The organism is Bacillus sp. FSL K6-6540 (assembly GCF_038007545.1).
In genome coordinates, this window is record NZ_JBBOXH010000001.1 from 2,302,390 (window position 1) to 2,327,910 (window position 25,521).

Here is a 25,521-nt window from a genome sequence, read left to right on the forward strand (position 1 = left end):
GTAGGGAGGCCTTCGAAGGCCTCCCTTTTGTCTCTTTATCTTTGCAGAGGTTTTATGATACATTAGTTGAAAATAAACGTCGGGTGGAGGAGAAAACGCGATGAAACCGAATCTTCGGCAGGCATGGGAGAATCAGGTACTGGTCGGTGACGGCGCGATGGGTACTTATTTATATCAAAAAGGATTTCCTGTAGGCATTTCATATGAAGAACTGAATTTAACCTCTCCGGAGGTCATCGGGAACGTTCATCGCCAGTATGTTGAGGCTGGTGCACAGGTCATCGAGACCAACACGTTCTCAGCCAATTATGACAAGCTGTCCAAATACGGCTTGGAGGCGAGGGTAGGAGAGATCAACCGCGCAGGCGTGAGAATTGCGCGTGAAGCCGCCGGCGATCAAGGATATGTGGTTGGAGCGGTCGGCTCCATTCGGGCAGGCAAAAGAAGCAATATTTCCACGAGCGAGCTCAAGCGTTACTTCGAAGAGCAGCTGTCCGTACTCATCTCCGAAGGCGTTGACGGCATCCTGCTCGAGACGTTCTACGACGTGGATGAAATGCAATTGGCTTTGGCGCAGGCACGGATGCTGAGCGACCTGCCGGTGATCTGCCAGTTCGCGGTGGAGGATATTGCCCGCACGCTGGACGGCTTCACGATGCCGGATGCATACCGCATATTGAGCCATGAAGGCGCGGACGTGATCGGGTTTAACTGCCGGACGGGGCCGAACGGCATCATGCGCGCGCTGGAAACCCTGAACGGCATCATGAATCTTCCGGCTTCGGTCTACCCGAATGCGGGAATCGCCGATTATGTGGACGGGGAATACCGGTATGGCGCGAGTCCCGAGTATTTCGGGAAAACGGCCCTGGAGTTTGCGGATCGCGGCGCCCGCATTATCGGCGGCTGCTGCGGGACGACGCCGGAGCATATCGCGGAAATTTCCTCGGCGCTATCCGGCTACGTTCCTTCGCCGCTCCCTGCCGTCGAAGAGGCGGAGATCAACCGGATCGTGATTCACGAAACCGCCCAGGAGCAATTCTACGAGCGCAGCGGGGAGCCGACGATTGTCGATATCGTAAAGGAACGGCATACGGTTATCGTGGAGCTGGACCCTCCGAGGGATTTGGATATCACCAAGTTCATGAAAGGCGCGGAAGCTTTGAAAAAAGCGGGAGCCGATGCGCTGACCCTTGCGGATAACTCGCTGGCCGTAACCCGCATGAGCAACATGGCTCTCGGCCATCTGGTACAAGCACGCACGGGACTGCGGCCGCTGATCCACATTGCTTGCCGCGACCGGAACCTGATCGGGACGCAGTCGCACATGATGGGCTTCGACGCGCTCGGCATCGACCATGTGCTTGCGGTGACGGGGGATCCGGCCCGTTTTGGGGATTTGCCGGATTCCAGCTCGGTTTACGACATGACCTCGTTTGAAATCATTCGGATGATCAAGCAGCTGAACGACGGCATTGCTTTCTCCGGAAAGCCGCTGAAACAAAAAGCCAAATTCGTTGTCGGGGCAGCGTTCAATCCAAATGTAAGGCATCTGGACAAAGCGGTTGCCCGCTTGGAGAAGAAGATTGCTTCGGGCGCCGATTACGTCATGACGCAGCCCGTTTACGATCCCGAGTTAATGGTTAGGCTTCGGGAAGCGACGGCGCATCTGGATATTCCAATCTTCATCGGCATCATGCCGCTGGCAAGCGGGCGCAATGCCGAGTATTTGCACAATGAGGTGCCGGGCATTCAGCTGTCGGACGAAGTCCGCAGCCGCATGGCGGGACTTGAAGGCGAAGCGGGCCGGGCGATGGGCGTCAAGATCGGCAAGGAGCTGCTGGATGTTGCGACAGAGCATTTTAACGGCATCTATTTGATGACGCCGTTTATGTTCTATGAAATGAGCGTACAATTAATGGAGTACGTCTGGGAGAAATCGGGCCGCCGATTGACCCCCTTGTTTCATTAATAATTATCAATTACAATAGTGTAATGGATGTGATTCCGATGTCATTGAGCATGACCGGATATGGGCAATCCGTTGTCGATTTTCAAGGCTACAGTATCTCTTTCGAAGTGAAGTCAGTCAATCACCGGTACTGCGAGATCGTCTTTCGCATGCCCCGTGAATGGGCACTCTTCGAGGATTCGCTTCGACGGGCGGTACAGAGCCGGATCGGACGCGGACGGATTGATGTTTATATTAACAAGGAAAACAACGGCGAGTCTCAGGGTGCCGTGCTGAACCATGCCATGGTTCAAGCGTATTTACAGGCAGCCGAGGATTTGAAGTCATACGGAATCACGGGAGATCTGGCGGTGCGGGATATTTTGACGCTGCCAGATGTTCTTGTAACTCCGAGCGGACTTTCCATGGATGAAGCGCAGCAGAGGTTATGGAATGATGCGCTTCTTCAAGGTCTGGAACAAGCGCTTGAGGGTCTGGTCCAGATGCGCAGCAGGGAAGGCGCTTTTCTCGCGAAGGATATCGGGCAGAGGCTTGACCGCTTGCAGCAGCTGCACCGGGAGATGACCGAGCTTGCTCCGGAGGTTCCGGCCGAATACCGGAAGCGCCTGCGGCAGCGCATTGAATCTCTTGATGACGGATCGCTTGCTGTTGATGAACATATATTCGGAATGGAAGTCGCTCTGTTTGCTGAACGTTCCAATGTGGACGAGGAGTTGATTCGACTTCACAGCCATTTGGAACAATGCAGGGAGCTGCTACTTCAGAAAAGCCCTGTAGGCCGTAAACTGGATTTTCTGATTCAGGAAATGAACAGAGAAGTCAATACGATTGGATCGAAAGCCAATCATCTGACTCTGGTAAACCGTGTTGTCGAAATGAAAGCGGAACTGGAGAAGATTCGTGAACAAGCCGCCAATGTGGAATAACCGCAGTTTCATCGGCAAGTAAGAGTCAAATGTATAGGGGGAGCAACCGCACTATGGCAATCAAACTTATTAATATTGGCTTCGGAAACATCGTATCGGCCAATCGGATCATCTCAATCGTGAGTCCTGAATCGGCTCCGATCAAGCGGATCATTCAAGAAGCACGGGACCGTCATATGCTGATTGATGCTACATATGGCCGAAGGACGAGGGCTGTTATCATTACCGATAGCGACCACGTGATTTTATCGGCTGTACAGCCGGAAACGGTGGCTCACCGTCTGTCCAGCAAAGATGACGACAACGACGAATAAGATGAGGAGTACTATGTCTAAAGGATTATTGATTGTATTGTCCGGTCCTTCCGGCGTTGGAAAGGGAACCGTCTGTACGGCACTTCGCAGCCGGGTTCCGGAACTGGTGTATTCGGTGTCGGCTACGACGCGTTCGCCGCGGCTCGGCGAGGTAAACGGCGTAAACTATTTTTTCAAAAGTCGGGAACAATTCATGGATATGATTGAGAACGACCAGCTTCTCGAATATGCGGAATACGTCGGGAACTATTATGGAACCCCTCGAGATTTTGTGGAAGAAACATTAGCCACCGGCAAGGATATTATACTGGAGATCGAAGTGCAGGGCGCGCTGAAGGTCAAGGAGAAGTTTCCGGACGGTATCTTTGTGTTTCTGATGCCGCCGTCGTTGGACGAACTGAAAGATCGGATCCAGGGCCGGGGGACAGAAAGTCAGGCCACGATCGACCACCGCATGTCCGTAGCTGTTGACGAAATCAATCTGCTGCAGCATTATGATTATGCCGTAGTGAACGATGAAATCAATCTTGCTTGCGAGAGAATACAATCTATCATTATAGCCGAACATTGTAAGGTGAGAAAGTAAGCTGTCTTTTCATAGACGGCGTAAAACTTTCAAGTAAATAAAGAAGAGGTGCTTCGACTGTGTTATATCCATCCATTGATGAAATGATGAATAAAGTGGACAGTAAATATTCTCTTGTGGTTGCGGCTTCCCGCCGTGCACGCCAATTGCGTGAAGGAGAAGTCAGCGAGTTGAAACATCCGAAATCCCATAAGTTCGTCGGTGTCGCTCTGGAAGAAATCTATGGCGATTACGTGAAGATCGAGCGTGGAGAGGACTAAGGCTTTTTTTCAACATTCGAATACCATGCGTTAGCGCGCGAAAATGTGACAACCGAAAGGTTGTTATTTTTTTGAGAAGATATGAAAGTACAGCCTTCATACAAATGGAAAGCGGGGGATTGTCATGTTGAACGGAAAAGTCGTCGTACTTGGCGTTACAGGTGGCATTGCCGCGTATAAAGCAGCGACTTTATGCAGCAGGCTTGTCCAGAGGGGAGCGGATGTGCATGTTATCATGACGGAATCCGCCAAGCAGTTCATTCCGGAATTAACGCTGCAGACGCTGACCAAAAACCCGGTTTATAGCGATACTTTTGACGAAAGGGACCCCTCGGTCGTCTCGCATATCCACTTGGCCGACCTAGCCGATCTGGTGCTGATTGCTCCGGCGACGGCCAATATCATCGGCAAGATGGCACATGGCCTGGCGGATGACATGCTGACCACGACGCTGCTTGCGACCACGGCTCCTGTCATGATCTCGCCGGCGATGAACGTGCATATGTACACGCATCCGGCCGTCATGGCCAACATGGAGACGCTGGTTTCCCGCGGGGTGTCCATGATTGAACCCGGAGAGGGACTTCTGGCATGCGGATACGTCGGAAAGGGACGGATGGAGGAGCCCGATACGATCGTGGATGTGGTTGAACGGTTTTTCCAAGGGCGCGCAGCCGAGTCCGCGGCGTCGTGGAATCAGGACGTGGAAAGCGGATCGTCAGGCATATTGCACGGCAAAAAAGTGGTTGTCACGGCCGGCGGTACGATCGAGCGCATTGATCCGGTCCGTTATATCACGAATGATTCCTCCGGAAAAATGGGGTTTGCGATTGCTAAAGCCGCCAAGCAGCTGGGAGCGGACGTCCACCTCATTACGGCTCATACCGATGAAGCCCCGCCAGAGGGGATTCCTGCCGAGAGAGTGGAGTCGGCCCAGGATATGTACGAAGCGGTGCAGCGCGTGTTCGATACGAGCGATATCGTGGTTAAGGCGGCAGCGGTCGCCGATTATCGTCCTGCGGAGGCGGCGACGTCAAAGATCAAGAAGCGCGGGGAAACGATGACGCTGGATCTTGTCAAGACCACGGATATCCTGGAAAGCCTGGGACGCCAAAAGACCTCCCAGTTCTTGATCGGATTTGCCGCCGAGACGGATACGGTGGAGCAGTTCGCCAGGGAAAAGCTGAAACGCAAAAATTGCGACCTGATCGTTGCCAATGATGTTACGCAGGAAGGCGCCGGCTTTGGCACGGACACGAACAGCGTTCATATATTCGATGCAGAAGGGCTCGTCCTGCAGCTGCCCGTGATGTCCAAGGAGGAAGTGGCCATGAGGCTGTTAACGCTGGCGGCCGAACGGTTGACCGGGAGGTTATCCTGATGGAAATGGCCCGTGTGATTGTGGACGTGCCGTCCAAGGATACGGACCGTCCATTTGATTATCTGATTCCGGAGGAGCTCCGGCCATGGGTCGAGGTAGGCAGCCGGGTCGGCGTGCCGTTCGGTCACCGTACGCTTCAGGGATTCGTGGTTTCGCTGCATCCCCGGCCCGAGATGGATACGGCCAAAATGAAGCCGATTCAGGAAGTCCTCGATGTGATGCCTCCGCTCTCGCCTGAGCTGATTGAGCTTGGAGAATGGATGAAAGAGCGGTATGCATGCCGTTATATATCCGCTCTTCAATCGATGCTGCCAACGGCGCTGAAGGGAAAAGCCGAGCGGTATATTTCCCTTGGCGAGCCGGATGCAGGCTTGTCGGATGAAAGCGGCGGATTATTCGCGCTCCTCCCGGAAAGCGAATTGGAGCAGGAGATCATCCGGTTTGTCAGTCAGCGAGGCGAGGTGTCGCTCCAGCAGTTAACGCGAGCGTTTCCGGATGCGGCAGCCACCGTAAAAGCGCTGATCGGCCGGGGGCGGTTAAGCGAATTCCAGCAAATCAAGGACAAACTGCAGAAAAAAACGATGAAAGCGGTAGAGCTTGCCGTTTCGAGCGAGGAAGCGCATGTGGCGCTGGCTTCGTTTCCGGCTAAGGCTCAGCGGCAGAAGGAAGTGCTCCAATATATCGTAGAGATGGAGGACTTCCTGCCGATATCGCAGAAGGATCTGCTGCAGACGCTCGGCGTCACCGCAGGCACCGTGAAGGCGCTGGCCGACAAGGGACTGATTACCCTTGAGGATGTCGAAGTGTTCCGCGACCCGTACCGGGGACGGCACTTTACGCCCAGCGCCCCGCTGGCGCTCACGCCGGAGCAGCAGGCGGTGTACCGGAGCATCGTGCGTAAGCTGGATGAACGCAAGCATGGCGCGTTTCTCCTGCACGGGGTAACGGGCAGCGGCAAGACCGAGATCTACCTGCAGACCATTCAGCGCTGCATGGATCAGGAGCGTCAGGCGATTGTCCTGGTGCCCGAAATATCGCTCACACCCCAAATGGTGGAGCGGTTCAAAGCCCGCTTCGGCGACCGCGTGGCCGTCATGCACAGCCGGCTTTCGGATGGTGAGCGCTACGATGAATGGCGCAAAATTAGGGAAGGCCGGGCTTCGGTTGTCGTGGGAGCACGATCGGCGGTGTTTGCGCCGTTTGACCGACTTGGCCTTATTATTATGGATGAAGAGCATGAAAGTTCATATAAGCAGGAAGAAACGCCGAAGTACCATGCCAGGGACGTGGCGATTCACCGTGCCTCGCTGACAGGCGCAGCCGTCATTCTGGGCTCGGCAACGCCTTCGCTTGAAAGCTACCATGCGGCGAGATCGCAGGCTCAGGATGATTTTGCTCCGCATCTGCTGGAGATGCCGAGCCGTGCGCTGGGCAACCAGCTGCCGGCTGTTCAGGTCGTGGATATGCGGGAGGAGCTCCGGGAAGGGAATCGCTCCATGTTCAGCCGCTCCCTGCATGCCGCGATTTCGGCGCGGCTGGAACGCGGAGAACAAACGGTGCTGCTGCTGAATCGGCGGGGGTATTCCACTTTCGTGATGTGCCGGAGCTGCGGATATGTGGCTGGCTGTCCGGAATGCGATATTTCGCTGACCTACCATCAGAAATCGAACAATCTGCGCTGCCATTATTGCGGTTACGCCGCACAGGCCCCGGAGGTATGCCCGGATTGCGGGAGCGAGCATATACGCTATTTCGGTACGGGCACGCAGCGTGTCGAGGAAGAATTGGCCAAACTGTTCCCCGGGATTCGCGTCATTCGGATGGACGTGGACACGACGACCGAGAAGGGCTCCCACGAGAAGCTGCTGAAGCAGTTTCGGGATAAAAAGGGCGACGTGCTGCTTGGAACCCAAATGGTCGCCAAAGGCCTGGATTTCCCGGATGTCACCCTGGTCGGCGTCATTACGGCCGATTCGGCGCTGAACCTGCCCGACTTCCGGGCGGCCGAGAAGACGTTTCAGCTGCTGACCCAGGTGGCCGGAAGAGCGGGACGCCATCAGCTGCCGGGTGAAGTGGTCATCCAATCCTACACGCCCGAGCATTATTCGATTATTCATGCAAGCAGCCATGATTATTTATCCTTCGTCAAGGATGAGCTGAAGCACCGCAAAGCGCTCCATTATCCGCCGTACTGCAGGCTGATTCTGGTGACGCTGTCGCATGAACAGCTGCCGCTGCTCGTACGACTGGCAGAGAATTTTGCCGCCGCCATCAAAAGCGAATCCGACCGCCGGGGATGGTTCGGAAGCCTGGACCGGTTCGACGCAAGCGCGCTCGATATCCTGGGTCCGGTGGCTTCCCCCATTCCGCGGTTAAAAAATAGATACAGATTTCAATGTATGATAAAATGGCGGGGAACGATGGATGCTGTCTCGCTGGTGCGTTCGGTTGCCGAGAAGCTTCAGGATTCGGCGCGGGACGGCAAGCTCCAAATCAGTATTGACGTTGATCCGCAAATGTTAATGTAATAGCGCATATAATGATGAAAAGCACAAGGATGGTGTCGTAGACATGGCGATTCGTATTATCGTTAAAGAACCGGATGAGGTTCTTCATAAAAAGGCAAAGGAAGTTACCAAAATTACGCCGAACGTTCAAAAGCTCCTGGATGATATGGCCGATACCATGTACGATGCGGAAGGCGTCGGGCTGGCCGCGCCGCAGGTCGGCATACTGAAGCGCCTGATCGTTATCGATGCGGGCGATGAGCACGGCTTGATCAAGATGATCAATCCGGAGATCGTGGAGAGCGAGGGCGAGCAATTCGGGCCGGAAGGCTGCCTGAGTATTCCAGGATGGAACGGGGATGTTCGACGTGCGGAGAAAGTAACGGTTAAGGGGCTTGATCGCGAAGGCAATGAGCTTGTCATTACGGGTACAGGGCTGCTTGCGCGAGCATTTCAGCATGAAATCGATCATTTGAATGGGGTGCTGTTTACGGAAATCGCCGACCGGGTGTATGAGTATGTTCCGGAACAGCCGAGAAATGAGTTGGAGAACCGATGAATATCGTATTTATGGGCACCCCCGCCTTTGCAGTACCCAGTCTGGAAATGCTGATTGCCGAAGGATACACGATAGCCGCCGTCGTTACGCAGCCGGACCGTCCGCAGGGGCGCAAAAAAGTGCTGACCCCGACGCCGGTCAAGGAAGCCGCCCTTCGTCACGGCATCCCTGTCCTGCAGCCGCAGCGACTGCGGAATCCGGAAGCCGTGGCCGAACTGGCCGAATATAAACCCGAGCTGATCGTCACGGCCGCGTACGGCCAAATCCTGCCGAAATCGGTGCTGGATATGCCGGCGCTTGGCTGCCTGAACGTCCACGGCTCGCTGCTCCCCGCTTATCGGGGAGGAGCGCCGATTCAGCGGAGCATCATCAATGGAGAGTCCGTCACAGGCATCACGCTGATGTATATGGCGGAGGGACTCGACACCGGGGACATGATCGCCCGCACCGAGGTCCCTATTGAAGACGATGATACAGCTGGAACCATGTTCGAGAAGCTGAGCCAAGCCGGCGCGGAGCTGCTTCGGCGGGAGCTGCCCCGGCTCGTGAAGGGCAGAGTGGAGGCCGAGCCTCAGGATGATTCGAAGGCAACGTATGCTCCGAATCTGACCCGGGATGACGAGAAGATCGACTGGAGCCGCACTTCCCGCGAAATCTACGATCAGATTCGCGGTCTGGTTCCTTATTCCGGCGGGTTCACGCTGTGGAACGGCGAAGTGTTTAAAGTATGGGCAGCGGCTAAGCCGGACAGCGCCCAGAAACCATCTGGCGATTCGCAGCCCGGGACCGTGCTTGAGCTGCATGAGACAGGGATCGTCGTGAAAACAGGCGACGGTACGCTGACGCTGCTTACGGTTCAGCCTAGCGGCAAGAAGGCAATGGATGCGGCGCAATTCGTCCGCGGGACGAGCCTGACGGCCGGGACGGTGCTGTCGTGAGCGGAAACCGCAGCCCGAAGGGACGCCTGGACTCTCCCCGGGAGCTGGCGATGAATGTATTGACTCAGGTTGAGCAGGAGGGGGCGTACAGCAATCTCCTGCTCAACTCCGCTCTGCAGAAGTCCTCGCTTGCCAAGAGCGACGCGGGACTAGCCACGGAGCTGATCTACGGCACGATCTCGCGGCTGAACACGCTTGATTATTTTTTGGACAAGTTTGTCAACAAAGGGGTGCGGAAGCTTCAGCCTTGGGTAAGGGCGCTGCTTCGCATCAGCCTTTATCAGATCGTGTACCTGGATCGGATCCCGGACCATGCGGTTGTCAGCGAAGCCGTTAATCTGGCGAAGCGCCGCGGGCATCAAGGGATCTCCGGCATGGTGAACGGGGTGCTTCGGAATATTCTGCGTCAGAAGGAAACCCTGGCCATTCCGGAGGATATGACGGACGCCCAGCGCATTTCCCTTCTGCATTCCCATCCGCAGTGGCTGGTGGAGCGCTGGATTTCCCAGTACGGTACGGAGGCAACAGAGGCGATCTGTGCCGCAAACAATGAACCGCCTGCTGTAAGCGTGAGGGTGAACACCACGATGATCAGCCGCGATGACATGCTGGAATTAATGGGCAGCCATGGCCTGGATGCTTCCCCATCGTCGGTTAGTCCTTACGGGATTGTCGTTAAGGGCGTGGGCAATATGGCCTTGACCGATTGGTATCGTGACGGGATGATCTCGATCCAGGACGAAAGCTCGATGCTCGTGGCCGAGGCCGTTCAGCCTGAGCCGGGCATGCGCATCCTCGATTGCTGCGCGGCCCCGGGCGGAAAGAGCGCCCATATGGGCGAGCTGATGAAGGACGAGGGCAGCATCGTCGCCAACGATATTCATGCCCATAAAGGGAAGCTGATCTCGGATCAGGCCAGCCGTTTGGGACTGGACAGCATTTCGATCGTGACGGGGGACGCGCTGGATTTGGCAGACCGCTTCGAGCCTGCGTCTTTCGACCGAATTTTGCTGGATGCTCCCTGCTCCGGCCTTGGCGTGATCCGGCGCAAGCCGGATCTGAAGTGGGGCAAGTCCCAGGAGGACATCCATGAGATTACGGCGCTGCAGCTCAGGCTGCTGGAGTCGGTCTCGACCTTGCTGCGTCCCGGAGGGATCTTGGTATACAGCACGTGCACGATTGAACCGATGGAGAATGAAGGCGTGGTATCTGCTTTTCTGGAAGGCCATTCCGAATTTGCCATTGCTGAAGACGGCCTTGGAGCCTTAAGCCGGCTGGGCGAGAATTCGCTTGCGCGAGGCGGCGGCATTCAAATCCTGCCCCAGCACTATCACAGCGACGGCTTTTACATTGCCAGACTCGGCAGACGTTCCTCTTAAGGGCGCTTGCCGCCATGACTATAGTCGTATCCCGCCTATGCCGGCGGGTTTTCCTCTTTTACCGTCTCTTTTATTTATGTTAGAATAGGAAGAATGAAAAAAGAGATGCATATGAATGAAATAGGGAGCGTTCGGAAGAATGCTGGCCGGACATCCTTTAAACTAGACAGGTGTGGTGAGAATGAAACCTTTTATATATGATTATTCACTGGAAGAGCTTCAAGCCTGGGCTCAAGAGAACGGGGAGCCCGCGTTTCGGGGAACCCAGATTTATGACTGGCTGTACGTGAAGCGGGTGAACGACTTCGCGGAAATGACGAATCTGTCCAAAGAGCTTCGGGCCAAGCTGGAGCAGGAATTCAGCTTCGTGACCCTGACGGAGATCACCAAGCTGGAATCCAAGGACGGAACGGTCAAGTTTCTGTTCGGCCTTCATGATGACCATGCCATCGAGACCGTCATCATGCGGCATAACTACGGCAACAGCATCTGCGTTACGACGCAGGTCGGCTGCCGTATCGGATGTACGTTCTGCGCATCCACGCTGGGAGGCTTGAAGCGAAACCTGACCTCCGGCGAAATCGTTGCCCAGGTGGTTCAGGCACAGAAGATTCTCGATAAAACGGGAGAACGCGTCAGCAGCATCGTGATCATGGGTTCAGGCGAACCGTTTGAGAACTATGAGGCGACCATGAAATTCCTGCGCACGATGATCCATGAAAAAGGATTGAATATCGGCCAACGCCACATTACCGTATCCACGAGCGGCATTGTGCCTAACATCTATAAATTCACCGAAGAGGATACCCAGATTAATCTGGCCATCTCCATTCATGCGCCGAACGATAAGCTGCGCTCCAAGCTGATGCCCGTGAACCGCCGGTTCCCGTTTGACGACGTGATTGAATCGCTTCGTTATTACCAGGCTAAAACCGGACGCCGCATTACGTTTGAATACGCCTTGATCGGCGGAGTGAATGATCAGGTGGAGCACGCCGAAGAGCTTGCGGACGTCATCAAGGATATGAACTGCTTCGTCAATCTGATTCCGGTTAACCATGTGCCGGAACGGAAATATGTTCGCACATCGCGTAACGATATTTTCAAATTTCAACGTGCGTTAGCAGACAAGGGGGTCAATGTGACCATCCGTCGTGAACAAGGCCATGATATCGCTGCCGCTTGCGGCCAGCTGCGGGCCAAGCATATGGAGTTGAGGTGAGAAGATTTGATCAAGACGGTTCATGTAAGCCATGTGGGGCGCGTTCGTCCTGTTAATGAGGATTCGGTATTTGTTAGCACATTGGAGCATGGCTATACCTTGGGTGTGGTTGCCGACGGCATGGGCGGCCACCTTGCGGGCGACACCGCCAGCAGGCTTGCGGTAGATACCGTGGCCGCGGATTTGTCCTCTTTGGAGCAGGACATGTCCATGGACGGCGTTCGGGCTGCGCTTGGCGATGCCATATTGCACGCCAATGCAGTTATCTATCAGGAAGCCTCGGCAGATGAGCGGCTTCACAATATGGGCACGACGATCGTAGCGGTGCTGCTGCGAGGCTCCGAAGGTTATATCGGTCATATCGGGGACAGCCGGGCTTACAAAGTCGTTCCCGGACAAGTCATTCGGCTCACGGATGATCACACATTGGTTAATGAGCTTTTTAAGAGCGGTCAGATTACGGAAGATCAACTGGAAACCCATCCCCGGAAAAACGTATTAAGCCGGGCACTTGGAACGGATGTGGACGTGACGGTTGAGCTTACGCCGGTTACGCTCGGGGAAGGCGAGGTGCTGCTGCTATGCAGTGACGGACTCAGCAACCGGGTCAGCCGCGAGCTGATCGGACAAATTTCCGGTTCACTTGACCTTCCTCTGGAAGAAAGAGCGGATCGCCTGCTTCAACTGGCACTTCTCGCTGGCGGTGAGGACAACATCACAGTCGCAATGTTTGAACATCAAGAAGAGGTTGTCGGGCAACGTATAAAGGGGTGGGATTCATGATCGGACATGAATTGGCTGGTCGTTATAAGATTATTGAACGCATCGGCGGCGGCGGCATGGCGCTGGTCTACAAGGCTCAGGATATTTTGCTGAACCGGAACGTAGCGATCAAAGTGCTGCGCCAGCAGTTTGTGCACGACGAGGAATTTATTCGCCGTTTCCGGCGTGAGGCACAATCGGCGGCTTCATTGTCGCATTCCAACGTGGTCAGCATCTACGATGTGGGCCAAGAGGAAGATGTGCATTACATCGTCATGGAATATATCGAAGGTCAGAATTTGAATGAAATCATTAAAGAACGGGCGCCGCTGCAGGTCGAAGAAGCCGTCCGGATTGCGACCCAGATCTGCGATGCATTGGGGCATGCCCATCATAACCAGATTATTCACCGCGATATTAAACCGCATAACATTCTGATTGGCCGTAACGGGAGGGTCAAAGTAACCGACTTTGGCATTGCCAGGGCGGTCACGTCGACAACCATTACGCAGACAGGCTCCGTCGTGGGTTCTGTGCATTATTTCTCGCCGGAGCACGCCAAGGGCGTCGTGACGGGCGAGAAATCGGATTTATACTCACTTGGTATCGTGTTATATCAAATGCTCACGGCCCGTCTTCCTTTTCTGGGCGAGAGCCCGATCAGTGTTGCACTGAAGCATCTGCAGGAGGAATTTGACGAGCCTAGGGAAGTGAACCCGCTCATTCCTCAAAGCGTGGAGAACATCATCCTGAAGTCCATGCGCAAAAATCCGGAGGAGCGTTACCAGTCCGCGGAAGAAATGATGGACGACCTCGAAACGTGCTTGATGCCGATGCGCCTCAATGAGCCGAAGATGGAGTTCGAGGACGATGCCGATTCTACCCTGGTCATGCCGGCGCTCAAAACGATGCAGCGCAGCAGCCAGCATCATCATGACCAAGATGACGACTTGGATGACGATGAGTTTGAGGAAAAGCCAACCGGCAAGCCGAAGAAAAAGTGGGTCAAGCCGACCATCATTATCGGCTCGGTGCTCCTGTTCCTCGGCCTTATGTTAGGCGTCGTCATGTATGTGAACAATATGCTGGAGGTGCCGGAGGTTAAGGTGCCGCCAGTGGTAGGCATGACGGAGGAGGAAGCGATCCGCGAGCTAGAGGCCCAAGGTTTGACGGTGAATGAGGAAGTCATTCGCGAATATAAACCGAATGTGGATGAAGGCGTCGTGTTTGCACAGGACAAGGAACCAGAGACCATGCTGAAGAAGGGCTCACCGGTTCAGTTATCGGTCGGGGATGCGAAGCCGCTTCCGGAAATGCCGGATCTTAATGGGATGACGTTTGATGAGGCAGTTGCTGCATTAAAAGAGATTGGAGTCAAGGAAACCTCCATCAAGCGATCGTCTGAAAAAAATGATGAAGTACCTCAGGGCAAGATCTTTAAACAAAGCCCGGAAGCCAGTACAAAAATCGATCCAGAAACTGAAGTAATCAGCGTAACGGTGAGCGAGGGCAAGAATTTGGTCCCTATGCCGGGCGTGGTTGGCTTAGAGCAGGAGAATGCCGTCAATATTTTGGAGTCAAATGGCTTTAAGATTGCAGCAATCAAAGAGAGATCTAGTTTTGAAGTGAAAAAGGGCATCGTAATAGAGCAATGGCCGCATGAGGCCAATCAACAAGTTGCACCAGGCTCCGATATCACGCTGTTCGTCAGCTCCGGCTATCCTTCGGACGCGCTCGAGTATAATTACAGCGTACCGGTGTCGCCGAGCGCCGAAGGACAAGAAAGCAAAATCCGGGTGGTCTTCAGCGACGCGCTGGGAGACAACCAGGAAGCCGTAAACAAGACCATTACGACTTCCGAAATGGTACCCGTTAAGCTGCTGCTTGCTCCCGACAAACACGCGACGGTCATGATATTCCGTGACGGCCGCCAGGTGGATACGTACAGCGTAAGCTACACCGACGTCAAGAACGGTACCGTGCCGCAGCCGACCTTTGAGCAGCCGCCTGAGCAACCTGATGTACCGGTGGACACCAACCCGGATGAGGGAAATGGCGAGGACGGTTCGAATGAGGAAGATGATGCTGCTTATCACTGGGATAACGGCAGCGAAGGAAACGGCAAGGGTAAGGGCAAAGGCAAAGACAACGATTAGAAACAAGTCATGAGAACACTAATTTCAACAAGAAAGGTGAGGCCTATTATATGCTAGAGGGACTGATCGTGAAGGCACTAAGCGGATATTACTATGTCAAATCACTGCAGGATGGCAACATTATATCCGGGGAGGACCCAGCGGTTCAATGCAGAGCCCGCGGCATTTTCAAAAAGAAAGGCATCTCTCCGCTCGTTGGAGATCGCGTGAAGTATTCATTGACTGAGAATGGGGAGGGGACCGTGGATGAAATACTTCCACGGTCTTCCCAATTAATTCGCCCGCCGGTCGCGAACGTCGACTTGGCGGTTCTGTTGTTTTCGGTCAAGGAACCGGACTTGAGCCTGCATCTGCTGGACAAGTTCCTGGTACATATCGAGCATTCGGGACTTGAGGCGTTGATCTGCCTGACGAAGCAGGACCTTGCAGACGACTCGGACGATGTATTGGAGCAGGTCAAGCGCCAGTACGAAGAAATCGGGTATGAAGTGCTTATAACCAGCTCCTTGCAAGGCATCGGTACCGAAGAGGTGAAGGACCGCCTGGCCGCTCGAATCAGCGTATTCTCCGGTCAATCCGGCGTCGGCAAGTCGTCCCTGCTCAATGCGTTGATGCCGGGCCTCTCGCTGGAGACCAGCGAAATCAGCCTGCGCCTTGGCCGCGGCCGGCATACGACGCGCCACGTGGAGCTGATTGAGCTTGATAACGGAGGCTATGTTGCCGATACGCCCGGCTTTAGCCAGCTGGATTTTCTGGAGCTTGGTGTCGAGGAGCTGTCGACCTGCTTCAAGGAGTTTGCTCCTTATGCGGCTGAATGCAAATTCAGAGGCTGCAGTCACATGCAGGAGCCTGGCTGCCGGGTGATTCAAGCCAAAGAGGATGGAATCATCCTGGCAAGCCGTTATGAGCATTACGTGGAGTTTTATACCGAGATGAAAGACAAGAAGCGGAGGTACTGAATCATGATAAAAATTGCGCCATCCATATTGTCGGCGGACTTTGCAAAGCTGGGGCAGGAAATTAAGGAAGCCGAAGCGAGCGGGGCCGACTGGATTCATGTGGACGTCATGGACGGGCATTTCGTGCCGAATATTACTCTGGGGCCGCCGATCGTCCAAGCGATCAGACCGCATACGGGCCTGACGCTCGACGTGCATCTGATGATCGAACAGCCGGAGTTGTATATTGCCGACTTCGTCAAGGCAGGAGCAGACTTGATCACGGTTCATGCCGAGACCTGCCCGCATCTTCACCGCGTCATCCATCTCATTAAAGAGCATGGCGTGAAAGCTGGCGTGGCGATTAATCCGGCCACGCCGGCCCATGTCCTTCAGGAAGTGCTTCCTGATGTGGATTTGGTGCTGGTTATGACCGTGAATCCCGGCTTCGGAGGACAGGCTTTTATCGAGCGGACCGTAAACAAGATTGCGCAGCTGCGTGAATGGATTTCAAACTCCGACAATCCGAATATCCATATCGAAGTGGATGGCGGCATTACGGCGGAGACGGCGCCGCTCGTGGTGGAAGCGGGAGCGGATGTCCTGGTTGCGGGCAGCGCGGTCTTCGGCAAGCCGGATCGGGCGGCGGCCATTGCCCAAATCCGAGACAGCGTAACATCTTGACCGCAGAACGTGAGCTCGGGATGCATAGGGCGGGGGATTCCCGCATAAATATGGTTACATGAGCTGGGTTCTCATGTAGCCTTTTTTGTCTGTGTTCACATCTAAGGGCTTGGTGCATAACATAATCTAGGAAGGCATGAGAATGATGGGGAGGGTGAGACATGAAATTCTATACGTTCAAGCTGCCGAAGTTTTTGGGAGGTTTTGTGAAGGCCATCTTAAATACGTTTCACAAGAGCTGACAGCTTGTCCCGGCGTAACAAAACCTCCGCCTGGGACCGACGCCGCCAGCCGGTTTACGGGGGATGAGGCAAGAGAAGAGCACTCCGATAGAGCGCATGGAGGACATACCGCATCTTGTATGCGGAGGTTTTTCTTGCGGTATAAGAAAGCCAATGCGCGCATGGCCTCTGCCGCTTTCTTGTATCATAAGAAGAGTGTCTAGCGACGTACTTATCGAAGACAGACCGCGTTCGACCGGAAGTTTTTCTTGCGATATAAGAAAGCGGGAGTTCGGCTCTTTCAATTTTCTTATATCTAAATAAAAAAAGCACCTGTTATCTGCTCAGGGTGCTTTTTGTTTAGGTGAAGAATATGTATCTAAACGCAAGAAAAACTTCCTTGTCCCGGATCGCCCACAAATGGTGCCTGGAGATTTAGAAGTTTTTCTTCATATAACGAGATGATTATACGCGAGTCACTTTACCGGATTTCAAAGCGCGAGTGCTGACGTATACACGTTTTGGCTTGCCATCCACCAAAATGCGAACCTTTTGAACGTTGACACCCCAAGAACGCTTGTTGTGGTTGTTAGCGTGAGAAACATGGTTACCACTGCTTGGTTTCTTGCCTGTTACATAACATTTGCGAGCCATTCATTACACCTCCTTGTTCCTAACCCTGCATGAAACAATACTTAAATATAATATCACAGTAAAAATTGCTCCGTCAACTGTCCTAAAAACATTTATTTCTCTTTCTCATTATAGTACAATGTTGATTAGTCCATAATATTTCGGAAGATCTGTATATTGTGGGCTGGTCGGCATGTTTCGAGGAGGTTTGGAGCTGCCGAATGACGTAGAGGACGAGAGGGCAGCCCATCAAGATGGTATGATCCATTTAATCATGCAAGTCTATTATTTACTGGTTGGGCATTTCGTCAGCTATAAGCTATGAAATAGATATGAAGTTTACGACAAGAAGTGTTATGGGTATCAAGCCAGGAAGGGGAATTCTCATTGAGTAAGCGTTCTTTGAATGGAACAGAATTTACCGCTATGGTCCTTGCCGGAGCGGAGCAGCTGCAGCAGCATGCAGAACACGTCAATTCCCTGAATGTGTTCCCGGTGCCGGACGGCGACACGGGGACCAACATGAATTTGACGATGACGGCAGGCGTAGCAGAACTGAAGAGTAAGTACTCGGAGTCCGTCGGGCAAAGTGCCGGTGTGCTGTCCAAGGGGCTTCTGATGGGAGCCAGAGGGAACTCGGGGGTGATCCTGTCCCAGTTGTTCCGTGGTTTCAGCCGGTATGCGGCACCTTATACAGAACTTAATTCTCATCAATTCGCCGCAGCGCTGCAGACAGGCGTGGAAGCTGCGTATAAAGCTGTCGTAAAGCCTGTGGAAGGCACCATCCTGACCGTAGCTAAAGAAGCGGCCAAACATGCCGTTTATTTCTCGCGCCGCAGCAACGATATCGTGGAGCTGATGGAGCAGGTGCTGGCCAAAGCCAAAGAAACGCTGTCCCAGACGCCGGATATGCTTCCCGTGCTGAAGCAGGTTGGCGTTGTGGACTCGGGCGGGCAAGGCCTGGTGTACATCTACGAAGGTTTCTTGCAAGCGTTGAAGAAAGACGGCGCGTCCGGATCCTTCGCTTCTGCGGAAGGACAAGCAGAACAGAGCAGCGCGGCACCAGCCTATCATGCGGTTCCTGATTTCTCGGCGGTTCAAGCTCCGGCTTCGGCCCAATCCCGACTGTCCACGGAGGACATTGAATTTTTATACGACATGGAATTCTTTATTAATAGGCAGCTTGGAGAGGGAACGAGTGCGGACTTTGATGAAGATAAGTTCCGGAAAGCGCTTGCAGTGAACGGTGATTCCATCATTGTCATTGCCGATGACGAGACGATCAAAGTGCATGTCCATTCCAAGGCGCCGGGCGAAGTGTTGAATTTGGCCCTCATGTATGGAGAGATCACCCAGATTCACATTTTGAATATGCGCGAGCAGCACCGCGACTTGCTGACAACGGGAATGGATATCGCGCCGATGCCCGAGCTGTTTGCGGATATTCCGGCAGAGACCGTGACGCCGGAAGCACCGGCTGTTCCTCCTGCAGACGAGATCGCGCCGTACGGGTTCATTGCGGTTTCGTCAGGGGAAGGCATTTCCGATATATTCAAGAGCCTGGGCGTCGACGTCGTTCTCTCCGGAGGACAGACGATGAACCCGAGCACCGAGGATTTCGTCAATGCGATTTCTTCGATCTCGGCCCAGCAGATTTATATTCTGCCAAACAACTCCAACATCGTGCTTGCTGCCCAGCAGGCCAGAGAGCTTCTCGAAGGCGAGCGCAGCGTAACGGTCATCCCGAGCAAGACGATCCCGCAGGGAATCGCGGCAGCATTTGCTTTCCAGGAAGACGAGAATGCGGATGTGAATACCGACAACATGCTGGATGCCATCACTCGCGTGCAATCGGGGCAGGTCACTTATGCCGTGCGGGACACAACAATTGATGATCTCGAGATCAAGGCTGGCCAGTTCATCGGTATCCGCAATTCCAACATCGTGGCAGCAAACGAGGATCTGATTACGGCATCCCAGGATTTGCTGGGTAAAATGCTGGAATCCGGCGATGAAATCGTAACGCTGCTTACCGGCGCTGACGCAACCGAGGAATCGACCAGCGCACTCACGGAGTGGTTGGGCGAGCAGTACCCTAACGCGGAGGTTGAAGTACACTACGGCGGACAGCCGATCTATTCCTATCTGTTCTCCGTGGAGTCTTGATATAAGAGATAGGCAGGTACCTCAAGAGGCTTTCCTTCCTATCTCGGTAGAAAAACTTACGCTGCATGCGGCCTGTCTTCGGAGAAAGTACGTCGATAGAGTTTTTTTCATAACGCTTTGATATTATGCATGGTACATTTTTAGGAGGGGTTCCGGTGAATAAGACCGTTATTGTGACAGACAGCACAGCGGATATTCCGGCAGACCTGGCGAAGCAACACAACATTCATATTGTGCCGCTGAGACTTATGTTCGGGGAAGATACGTTTTTGGACGGAGTGGAAATCACGCCGGGAGAGTTCTACAAAAAGCTGGTGCAATCACCTCAGCTTCCGACGACCTCCCAGCCTTCGCCCGCAGATTTTGTGGCTGTGTATGAGTCCATTCTGGAACAGCACCCAGGCTGCTCCATTGTGTCCATTCACATCTCATCCGGCCTGAGCGGAACGTATCAGTCCGCATTGCTAGCAACCTCTCTTATTGAAGGAGAAGCGGATATTACCGTATGGGATTCCAAATCGGCCTCCTACGGTTTCGGGTTATTCGTGGTTCATGCAGCGAAGCTCGCGCAAGAAGGGGCCGCTGTTTCGGATATTCTTTCATCGCTTGAGGACCTTCGTTCCAAGCGCCGCCTCTATTTCTTGGTAGACACGCTGGAATATTTGCAGAAGGGTGGACGAATCGGCAAGGCGTCGGCCGTGCTCGGTACGCTGCTTAACATTAAGCCGATTTTGTCCATTGACGGCGAAGGGATTATCTTTCCGGTAGACAAGGTCCGGGGTCGGAAGAAAGCGACAGCCAAAATCATTGAGCTGTTTCAACAGGATCTATCCGGCGTGAAAAATATTAAAGTGGCTGTGGGTCATACAGCTGACCCTGCTCTGGTTGAGGATTTTCTGCAGCAGCTGTCCGCTGTGTTCACGATCGAGGAAACCGTGTTCTCCGAGATCGGTCCGGTTATCGGTACGCACGTCGGACCGGGAACCATTGCAGCATATATATGGCCTGCTTAAGTGAGGTAGATGATATGAGTCTCAAACTCGATCAAATATCCGTCAGACAGATCAACGGCGTGAGCGCCCTGAAAGAGGGGGAGCTTCACGCCTTTGGCGTCTCTACGGTCAAGGATCTTTTGGAGTATTACCCTTTCCGGTACGAGGATTACCGGCTTCGGTCCTTAAGCGAAGTTAAGGACGGGGACAAAATCACCATTCAAGCCAAGATTGCGAGCGTGCCGGTTCTGCAGCGTTACGGGCGCAAATCCCGATTAACCTGCAAAATGCTGGCCGAAAACTGGATGTTCACCGCGACTTGGTTTAACCGGCATTTTCTGAAGGACCAGCTTACGGCTGGGCGGGAGATCGTGCTGACGGGCAAGTGGGACCAGCGCAGAATGCAGCTTACGGTGTCTGAATCCGAATTCCCGGATAAAGGAGCCTTCCGCAGCGGAACGCTGCAGCCGGTGTATTCCATCGGCGGAAAGATTACGCAATCCTGGATCCGAAAAACGATGGGACAGGCATTGGAGCAATACGGGGAGATGATTCCCGAGATTTTGCCGCAATCCCTGCTCCGAAAATATGATCTGATGCCCCGTAAAGCGGCGATTATGACGATCCATCAGCCTGTCGACTCCAGGGAAGGTCAGGAAGGGCGGCGCCGTATGGTGTACGAGGAGCTCTTCCTGTTCCAGTTAAAAATGCAGGCATTCCGGGCACTGAACCGGGGACGGATGGACGGGGTGGTACATACGGCCGACAATGCAACCATCCGGGAGTTCGTGCGCAGCTTCCCGTTTGAGCTTACCGATGCGCAGAAGAAGGTGGAGCTGGAGATTTTGCATGATATGCGATCCCCTTACTGCATGAACCGTTTGCTGCAAGGGGATGTCGGCTCGGGTAAAACGATTGTTGCCGCCATCGCGTTGTTTACGACGGTCCGCTCGGGCTTCCAAGGCGCATTGATGGTGCCGACGGAGATTCTTGCCGAACAGCATATGCGTTCCCTGCAGAAGCTGTTTGAACCCTTCGGCATTACGGTCGGATTGCTGACAGGCAGCGTAACGGGGAAGAAGCGGAAGGACCTGCTGGCTTCCTTGCAGATGGGACTGACGGACATCGTTGTGGGCACCCATGCCCTTATCCAGGATGACGTCTACTTCCGGGAACTGGGGCTCGTCGTGACGGACGAGCAGCACCGCTTCGGCGTGAATCAGCGAAGCGTTCTAAGGCGTAAAGGGTATAACCCGGACGTGCTCACGATGACGGCGACGCCGATCCCGCGGACGCTGGCCATTACCGCCTTCGGCGACATGGACGTGTCCACGCTGTCGGAGCGTCCGAAAGGGCGCATTCCCATTACGACCTATTGGGTCAAACATGAACTGATGGACCGCGTGCTCGGATTTATTTCCCGGGAAGTAAATCAGGGACGCCAGGCATATCTGATCGCCCCGTTGATTGAGGAATCGGACAAGCTGGACGTCCAGAATGCGATTGACCTGCATGTTCAGATGCAGCAGGCGTTCCCCGCATATTCCGTCGGACTTCTGCACGGCCGCATGACGCCGGCCGAGAAGGATGAGGTCATGCGCCAATTCTACAGCAATGAGGTTCAGCTGCTGATCTCCACGACGGTTGTTGAGGTTGGCGTTGACGTGCCGAACGCAACCCTGATGATCATTATGGACGCCGATCGCTTCGGCCTGTCCCAGCTGCACCAGCTTCGGGGCCGAGTAGGCCGTGGACAGCATGCTTCCTATTGTGTCCTGGTGGCTGATCCGAAGTCGGAAGTGGGTCAGGAGCGGATGCAGGTCATGACGGAAACCGAAGACGGCTTCGAGGTATCCCGGCGGGATCTGGAGCTTCGGGGACCGGGCGACTTTTTCGGTACGAAGCAGAGCGGGCTGCCGGAGTTCCGGCTGGCCGACATGGTCGCCGATTTCAAGGTAGTCGAAGAGGCCCGGGGCGACGCGGCCGCTCTCGTTAGCGACAGCTCCTTCTGGACGTCGCCGGAATATGAGCCGCTGCGCGACTTTTTGCAGCAGGAGAAGATCTTCCAGGGCGATATCATGGATTAATGGCATGAATCTGTTGGCACAATGGACAGACCTTCGTCATATACTCAAAAAGGGTAGCAGCATTTATGACTGGAGGTGCTTCAACATTGGGTTATCAGCAGTATGGCATTAGTCCGCAGCTGGTGGAGCGTATCAAGCTGAAAATGAAAAACCCGGCCATCAAGGAAAGAATCAAGGGACTGACTCAGGGCTTGACCAAAGCGGATCTTCAAAATAGCGCAAAAGTACATCAATTGATCCGGACGGCCAGCGGCATCTTGAATGAAAAGCTGAGCTCCGCACAGGAGCAGCAAATGGTTCAATTCGTGCTTGCACAGCGCATCGATCCGAACAACACCTTCCATTTGATCAAGCTGTGGGGAATGTTTCGTTAACAACTGGATGACATCAAGGAATGACAAGCATAGAAGAAGCCCCTCTCGGGAGTGTTTTCTCCTAATGAGCAGGGGCTTTTGACATGGCTTGAACAGGGATGAGGCGATCTTAGGCGGATTCCCGTTTAGAGGAGTCCCTCGCTATTGTGGTCTAACCGGCAGCGGCGAAGCCGGTATGCTGTGAAAAAGCGCGACAGTTGAAGAGAAATCCCAACTTTTTCGGAATATCTAGCTGCCCGTAATGGAGCGGATGCAATCTTCCGTGTCGTTCTTGACGGAGTTTACGGTTGTGCTTACCGGCACTGCCTGCATTTCTTCCGCAGGATAGGGTCTCAACAGCTCTTTGAGCGATTGCAGGTGGGAAGGGTGGTTCCCATGGGTATGGGAGGACGGCTGCCGTTCAAGCCATAGCGCTTCGTCAGCGGGTCTTAGAATGACCGGCATCCGGTTATGGATCGGCTCCATGAGCCTGTTGGGCTCGGTCGTAATGACGGTACAGGTGCTCAGCTTCTCGCCCCCTGGGGTGATCCAGGTGTCGTACAGGCCGGCCATGCTGAATATTTCGCCGTTCTTCAATCCAATGCGAAAGGGCTGCTTGCCATTGCCGCTTTTCTGCCATTCGTAAAAACCGTCTGCAGGAATCAGGCATCTTTTCCGATAAAAGGGCATCCTATAGGCAGGCTTGTCTTCCAGCGTTTCACTGCGGGCATTGATCATTTTGGCTCCGCCCGAGGAATCTTTGGCCCAGGAAGGGACAAGCCCCCATTGCAGCTGCCCGATCCGGTTGGTGCTCCCGTCATGGATAATGGCCGTGACCATCTGCGTAGGCGCGATGTTGTACCTGGGAACGTGAAAGGGAGAGACCGATTCGGGATCAATGAGATACCTGGTCATCAGCTCTTCCCAAGTAACGGTGAGCGTAAAACGTCCGCACATCGTTTCAAGGCCTCCTCTCATTCGAGCCGCTTTAGATCAGAACATCGACTTATGCTGGCATTCCCGACGGAATGGCCATATAAGGATGACGGCTCGTTTGTGTTTGAGTATATCAAATATTGCACAACTTACCAAAAGGGTCCGGCGCTCAGCCGGGCCGAGCATCATGAATGGAGGATTTTTCGTGTTTGATTTAAAAGCTAACGGCACCTCGGTCAAGACCGAAGTTGTTGCCGGGACCACGACATTTTTTACGATGGCTTATGTGACCGTGGTGAATCCGCTGATACTGTCGCAAGCGGGCGTGCCGTTTGAACAAAGCTTCACGGCTACGATTATTGCCGCCGTCATCGGTACGCTGCTCATGGGGCTCGTAGCCCGTTACCCGATTGCCGTGGCGCCGGGGATGGGGCTGAATGCTTATTTTACGTATTCCGTTGTCCAAGGGCATGCCGGACTTGGTTATATTGAAGCTTTTTCCGCCGTTTTTATCGCCGGTATTCTGTTTCTGCTGTTATCGATGACTTCCCTGCGGCGCAGGTTGATTGAGATGATCCCGGCGAACCTGAAGCATGCGATCACGGTCGGGATCGGCCTGTTCATTGCTTTTATCGGCCTGCGGATGAGCGGCATTATCACCGCGCATCCGGATAATCTGGTAGCGCTCGGCGATCTGCACCAACCATCGGTCGTGCTCGCCTTGGTGGGCTTGGCGGTTACGCTCGTGCTGCTGTCCCGCGATGTGAAGGGCGCCTTGTTCATCGGCATGATTTTCACCGGCATTATCGCTTATTTTGCCGATATGCTGTCCTTTACCGGCGGGATTATGTCCGTTCCCACGCTGCCGGAAGGCATTCTGGTATGGAACCCGATTACCGCCGCCTCGGATGTAATCAGGCACGGGCTCTATGCCGTGGTGTTCTCGTTCCTGCTTGTCACGCTGTTCGATACCACGGGCACGGTCGTTGGCGTGGCAGAGCAGGCGGGGCTGATGAAGGATAACAAGCTGCCCCGCGCGGAACGTGCCATGTTCTCCGATTCGGTGGCAACCGTGGCCGGTTCCATGGTCGGCACAAGCCCGACCACGGCGTATATCGAATCCGCAGCCGGTGTCGGCGCAGGCGGCCGCACAGGCTTAACCTCGGTGGTCGTTGCCGGGCTGTTCGTGGTTGCGGCCTTCTTTAGCCCGCTGATCGGGGCGGTGGCCGGATTGTCCGCCATCACGGCACCTTCGCTTATCGTGGTGGGCTGTCTGATGCTGAGCAACGTTCAGCACATCCGGTGGAATGATTTTGATGAAGCGTTCCCTGCGTTTCTCGTGATTTTGACCATGCCGCTTACGTCCAGCATCGCAACTGGGATTGCGCTCGGTTTTATTTCATACCCGCTCATGAAAATCGTGAAGGGCAAGTGGAAGGCGGTTCACCCGCTGATGTATATTTTTGCCGTGCTGTTCGTGCTGCAGCTCGTCTTTGTTCCGCATTGATAAGGAGCGCGGAAATCCCCTGCAAGGTCTTTAGAGCAGACC

The 25,521-nt window shown here is 54.2% G+C and carries 23 protein-coding genes; 21 read left to right on the top strand and 2 right to left on the bottom strand.

Features of this window, described 5'->3' with window-relative positions; genetic code table 11:
• Positions 1 to 100: 100 nt before the first annotated feature.
• The 16 genes from MHH82_RS10135 to spoVM all read left to right on the top strand — a co-directional run bounded on the left by MHH82_RS10135 (position 101) and on the right by spoVM (position 16,826).
• The gene (locus tag MHH82_RS10135; RefSeq protein WP_015734328.1) at positions 101 to 1,972 is read left to right on the top strand and encodes a bifunctional homocysteine S-methyltransferase/methylenetetrahydrofolate reductase; all 1,872 of its coding nucleotides are present in this window, start codon (positions 101 to 103) and stop codon (positions 1,970 to 1,972) included.
• Positions 1,973 to 2,010: 38 nt separating this feature from the next.
• On the top strand, positions 2,011 to 2,898 hold the full coding sequence (locus MHH82_RS10140; protein WP_036665917.1) for a YicC/YloC family endoribonuclease: 888 nt from the start codon (positions 2,011 to 2,013) through the stop codon (positions 2,896 to 2,898).
• Between the two features lie 53 nt (positions 2,899 to 2,951).
• Entirely contained in the window at positions 2,952 to 3,212 is a 261-nt protein-coding gene (gene remA / locus MHH82_RS10145) for an extracellular matrix/biofilm regulator RemA (protein WP_006209218.1), read from the top strand.
• A 13-nt stretch (positions 3,213 to 3,225) separates the two neighbouring features.
• Positions 3,226 to 3,798, top strand: a complete 573-nt coding sequence (gene gmk, locus MHH82_RS10150; protein ID WP_009592584.1) for a guanylate kinase — start codon at positions 3,226 to 3,228, stop codon at positions 3,796 to 3,798.
• 59 nt (positions 3,799 to 3,857) lie between these two features.
• Positions 3,858 to 4,058 carry a DNA-directed RNA polymerase subunit omega gene (gene rpoZ / locus MHH82_RS10155; RefSeq protein ID WP_009592612.1) on the top strand — a complete coding sequence of 67 codons (201 nt, stop codon included), beginning with the start codon at positions 3,858 to 3,860 and terminating at the stop codon, positions 4,056 to 4,058.
• A gap of 124 nt (positions 4,059 to 4,182) precedes the next feature.
• Positions 4,183 to 5,439, top strand: a complete 1,257-nt coding sequence (gene coaBC, locus MHH82_RS10160; RefSeq protein WP_036665916.1) for a bifunctional phosphopantothenoylcysteine decarboxylase/phosphopantothenate--cysteine ligase CoaBC — start codon at positions 4,183 to 4,185, stop codon at positions 5,437 to 5,439.
• A complete protein-coding gene (gene priA / locus MHH82_RS10165) occupies positions 5,439 to 7,967 on the top strand; it encodes a primosomal protein N' (RefSeq protein ID WP_036665915.1) in 2,529 nt (842 codons plus the stop codon). The genes coaBC and priA overlap by 1 nt, the downstream gene beginning before the upstream one ends.
• A gap of 43 nt (positions 7,968 to 8,010) precedes the next feature.
• A complete protein-coding gene (gene def / locus MHH82_RS10170; RefSeq protein WP_015734332.1) occupies positions 8,011 to 8,505 on the top strand; it encodes a peptide deformylase in 495 nt (164 codons plus the stop codon).
• Positions 8,502 to 9,443, top strand: a complete 942-nt coding sequence (fmt, locus tag MHH82_RS10175; RefSeq protein ID WP_145035392.1) for a methionyl-tRNA formyltransferase — start codon at positions 8,502 to 8,504, stop codon at positions 9,441 to 9,443. The genes def and fmt overlap by 4 nt, the downstream gene beginning before the upstream one ends.
• Before the next feature lie 50 nt (positions 9,444 to 9,493).
• Positions 9,494 to 10,822 (top strand): 16S rRNA (cytosine(967)-C(5))-methyltransferase RsmB, encoded by a 1,329-nt coding sequence (rsmB, locus tag MHH82_RS10180; RefSeq protein ID WP_445661993.1) that lies wholly within the window; start codon positions 9,494 to 9,496, stop codon positions 10,820 to 10,822.
• Between the two features lie 181 nt (positions 10,823 to 11,003).
• Entirely contained in the window at positions 11,004 to 12,044 is a 1,041-nt protein-coding gene (gene rlmN / locus MHH82_RS10185) for a 23S rRNA (adenine(2503)-C(2))-methyltransferase RlmN (protein ID WP_009592630.1), read from the top strand.
• A gap of 6 nt (positions 12,045 to 12,050) precedes the next feature.
• On the top strand, positions 12,051 to 12,827 hold the full coding sequence (locus MHH82_RS10190) for a Stp1/IreP family PP2C-type Ser/Thr phosphatase (protein ID WP_009592617.1): 777 nt from the start codon (positions 12,051 to 12,053) through the stop codon (positions 12,825 to 12,827).
• Positions 12,824 to 14,962 (top strand): Stk1 family PASTA domain-containing Ser/Thr kinase, encoded by a 2,139-nt coding sequence (gene pknB / locus MHH82_RS10195; protein ID WP_340965500.1) that lies wholly within the window; start codon positions 12,824 to 12,826, stop codon positions 14,960 to 14,962. The genes MHH82_RS10190 and pknB overlap by 4 nt, the downstream gene beginning before the upstream one ends.
• Before the next feature lie 50 nt (positions 14,963 to 15,012).
• A complete protein-coding gene (gene rsgA, locus MHH82_RS10200) occupies positions 15,013 to 15,921 on the top strand; it encodes a ribosome small subunit-dependent GTPase A (protein ID WP_340965502.1) in 909 nt (302 codons plus the stop codon).
• 3 nt (positions 15,922 to 15,924) lie between these two features.
• Positions 15,925 to 16,584, top strand: coding sequence for a ribulose-phosphate 3-epimerase (gene rpe, locus MHH82_RS10205; RefSeq protein ID WP_015734337.1), 660 nt, complete (start codon positions 15,925 to 15,927; stop codon positions 16,582 to 16,584).
• 161 nt (positions 16,585 to 16,745) lie between these two features.
• Positions 16,746 to 16,826, top strand: coding sequence for a stage V sporulation protein SpoVM (spoVM, locus tag MHH82_RS10210; protein ID WP_034273235.1), 81 nt, complete (start codon positions 16,746 to 16,748; stop codon positions 16,824 to 16,826).
• Positions 16,827 to 17,270: 444 nt separating this feature from the next.
• Here spoVM and rpmB read toward each other — a convergent pair whose 3' ends face one another.
• The gene (gene rpmB, locus MHH82_RS10215; protein ID WP_006209230.1) at positions 17,271 to 17,459 is read right to left on the bottom strand and encodes a 50S ribosomal protein L28; all 189 of its coding nucleotides are present in this window, start codon (positions 17,457 to 17,459) and stop codon (positions 17,271 to 17,273) included.
• 366 nt (positions 17,460 to 17,825) lie between these two features.
• Between rpmB and MHH82_RS10220 the strand changes: the two genes are divergently transcribed.
• The 4 genes from MHH82_RS10220 to MHH82_RS10235 all read left to right on the top strand — a co-directional run bounded on the left by MHH82_RS10220 (position 17,826) and on the right by MHH82_RS10235 (position 23,057).
• Entirely contained in the window at positions 17,826 to 19,604 is a 1,779-nt protein-coding gene (locus MHH82_RS10220; RefSeq protein WP_041621960.1) for a DAK2 domain-containing protein, read from the top strand.
• 155 nt (positions 19,605 to 19,759) lie between these two features.
• Positions 19,760 to 20,617: a DegV family protein gene (locus MHH82_RS10225; protein ID WP_015734339.1), complete on the top strand. Its 858-nt coding sequence runs from the start codon at positions 19,760 to 19,762 to the stop codon at positions 20,615 to 20,617.
• Between the two features lie 14 nt (positions 20,618 to 20,631).
• Positions 20,632 to 22,683 (top strand): ATP-dependent DNA helicase RecG, encoded by a 2,052-nt coding sequence (recG, locus tag MHH82_RS10230; RefSeq protein ID WP_009592585.1) that lies wholly within the window; start codon positions 20,632 to 20,634, stop codon positions 22,681 to 22,683.
• A gap of 86 nt (positions 22,684 to 22,769) precedes the next feature.
• Entirely contained in the window at positions 22,770 to 23,057 is a 288-nt protein-coding gene (locus MHH82_RS10235) for a stage VI sporulation protein F (protein ID WP_009592565.1), read from the top strand.
• Between the two features lie 228 nt (positions 23,058 to 23,285).
• Here the strand turns inward: MHH82_RS10235 and MHH82_RS10240 are convergent, their stop codons facing one another.
• A complete protein-coding gene (locus MHH82_RS10240) occupies positions 23,286 to 23,993 on the bottom strand; it encodes an SOS response-associated peptidase (RefSeq protein WP_015734341.1) in 708 nt (235 codons plus the stop codon).
• A 184-nt stretch (positions 23,994 to 24,177) separates the two neighbouring features.
• Here MHH82_RS10240 and MHH82_RS10245 point away from each other — a divergent pair, with 184 nt between their 5' ends.
• A complete protein-coding gene (locus MHH82_RS10245) occupies positions 24,178 to 25,479 on the top strand; it encodes an NCS2 family permease (protein ID WP_009592553.1) in 1,302 nt (433 codons plus the stop codon).
• Positions 25,480 to 25,521 lie beyond the last annotated feature (42 nt).